The sequence below is a fragment of the Echinicola sediminis genome (genome assembly GCF_054777495.1).
In genome coordinates, this window is sequence record NZ_BAAHAP010000212.1 from 1 (window position 1) to 2,246 (window position 2,246).

Consider the following 2,246-nt stretch of genomic DNA (forward strand, 5'->3'; position numbering starts at 1 on the left):
GTTGGCAGCATAGAGAGGAGTTCCATACTTATCAATGTAGTATTGAAGAGGTTTGCGGAGCCGAATCATGGCTATACCGCATTCATGTTTGATTTGATCGCTCATCGGGTAATAGCAAATTGTATTTTAAGTAGCAAAGTTACATCTTTTTTATAACTTTCCCCCAAATAACCTTGGGCTTTCATAACCTTATTTAGAACAGAAAAATTCCCTTTGGCAAAATTTGTCCAATCAAAAATTTCAAATACTTAAACATTATTTCGGCCGACCTCCTTCTCACCCCATTTCCCCTCTACTTTTCCCTGATAATCCTCCTTATAATTGCACAAGCGAGGCTTTTAGTAAAACATCAAAAAATCAAGCAATCGTGCTCATAAAACCTCCGCTATTCCCACAACGGGTAATTCTCCAAAGTAACCTCTTTTCCAAAAAACAGCTTGGTGGTATTCTCAAAAGAAGGTGTATAATCAGAAACCAAAAATCTATCCTTTGACTTCTCCCCCCGATTGAGCAGCTCTTTTTCCTTCAGCTTCTGATAAGTAGCCTGGGCCACCATTTCAGAACAATCAATTACTTCTACCTTTCCCTTATATATTTCTTCGATCTGGGGCTTGATAAGCGGATAATGCGTACATCCCAAAATCAAAGAATCTATCTCTTTCAATTCGGGGTCCCCCAAATAGGTCTGTATAATCGCCTGACTGATTTGATTATTGTGAAAACCTTCTTCCACCATGGGAGCCAGCAAAGGGGTCGCGAGTGCCGAAAAACGAATTCCCTTATTGAGGGCTTCCACTTTTTGCCGGTAAACACCTGAGTTCACTGTTTGCTTGGTCCCAATAAGGCCTACCTGTGATTGGCTTCGAAAACTCCCGATATAATCGACAACAGGCTCTATTACGTCAAATACCTCCGCCCTTGATCCAACATAAGCCTTCACTAGGTCAAATGCGGCAGTGGATGCCGAATTACAGGCTATTAGAATGGCCTTGCAGCCAGCATTGAGCAAGACATCCGCAATCTTGACAGAATAAGCCTGAATGGAGGCGGTGCTCTTGTCCCCATAGGGCAAATGTGCTGTATCTCCAAAATAGATCAACTGCTCATTGGGCATAATATTCTTTACGGCTCTTGCCACTGTAAGTCCACCAATACCACTATCGAAAATCCCAATTGGAGAAGAGGCTCCCATATGAATGCAATTAAGTGCTAAACAAATTTCTGCCTCAAATATAATGATAAGCCCATGTAAAAAAACAACCCCCAGGTGCACGTACCTGAGGGTAAATTGCAAGCAAAGAGTTATAAATTATTTATTTACCTCAAATATAGCCATTTATATCGGCGACAAAAAATTTCCTCCTCAAATCACTTTTCAATTTGCTACTCCCCTCCACACTATGTGTATTTCTCTACACATCATAAAGTCGCTGTATGCTGTTTAATAACGTAATTATAGGTTTCATACCCCCTTTTCATAATTGGTCTAATTTTGGCTTTCCACAATCACAACACAACCACAAGACCCCCAACAACTTACGCCCTACAATTACCTGATTACGATTTATGAAATTTCTTTACCTCATTCTATTCACTACCCTGATAGGCTCTTGCTCCTATCCTACTAGTTCAAGCAGTAGCAAGGATACGCCCTTCACAACAACTTCAGAGGACAAACTGTCGGTCGCTCCACATGAATTGCCTGAAGGCATCTTCAACAATCTTGAGGATGACTTGATCTTTTCAAGCCTTAAACTGATTGAGGCCAATAAGTTTAAGAGTAAAAGCAAAACCTATTATGACTTAAAGTTCCAAGATGAAGAGCAGTTCACCATCATGGCTACCTTTGATGAGTTAGGGAACCTCGTTTCATTATAAGATGGAGCTGAAACAACCTATTTAAAACGCAGTCTTCTTAGGTTATTCAGCAACACTTTGGTAGCACCAAATACTTTAGCAAGCTCAGGATACCTATGGCCATAAACAAGTTTGACTTTTAAGCGTAATTTCTCCCCAGGTAAGATTCTAAGGTAAAAACTTATCATTTTTTTTGACAAGCCTGATATCGAAAAAGCAAAAAACAAAGAACAAAGAACAATAAATACCATAAGTAATACATTATCAGAAAATTAGCACAAAAGACATTCACTTTTTGCATGCCAGTTTTACAATTTATGCGTAGTTTTATAGCCTAAAAGCCAATCACCCTTTAGTTTATGAAAGACAATTTCCCCTTGTAATGGTCC

The 2,246-nt window shown here is 39.4% G+C and carries 2 protein-coding genes; one reads left to right on the forward strand and one right to left on the reverse strand.

Translation table 11 applies throughout. From position 1 onward, the window contains the following. Positions 1-385: 385 nt before the first annotated feature. Positions 386-1,192, reverse strand: a complete 807-nt coding sequence (gene murI, locus ACYVAA_RS22755; RefSeq protein WP_460546347.1) for a glutamate racemase — start codon at positions 1,190-1,192, stop codon at positions 386-388. A gap of 374 nt (positions 1,193-1,566) precedes the next feature. On the opposite strand from murI, the gene ACYVAA_RS22760 reads away from it, so the two are divergent. Beyond that, the gene (locus ACYVAA_RS22760) at positions 1,567-1,878 is read left to right on the forward strand and encodes a hypothetical protein (protein WP_460546349.1); all 312 of its coding nucleotides are present in this window, start codon (positions 1,567-1,569) and stop codon (positions 1,876-1,878) included. Positions 1,879-2,246 lie beyond the last annotated feature (368 nt).

What these genes read in the sequence shown, in the direction of transcription:
- ACYVAA_RS22760 (WP_460546349.1), top strand. Translation starts at nt 1,567, where the DNA reads ATGAAATTTCTTTACCTCATTCTATTCACTACCCTGATAGGCTCTTGC.
- murI (WP_460546347.1), bottom strand. Translation starts at nt 1,192, where the DNA reads ATGGGAGCCTCTTCTCCAATTGGGATTTTCGATAGTGGTATTGGTGGA.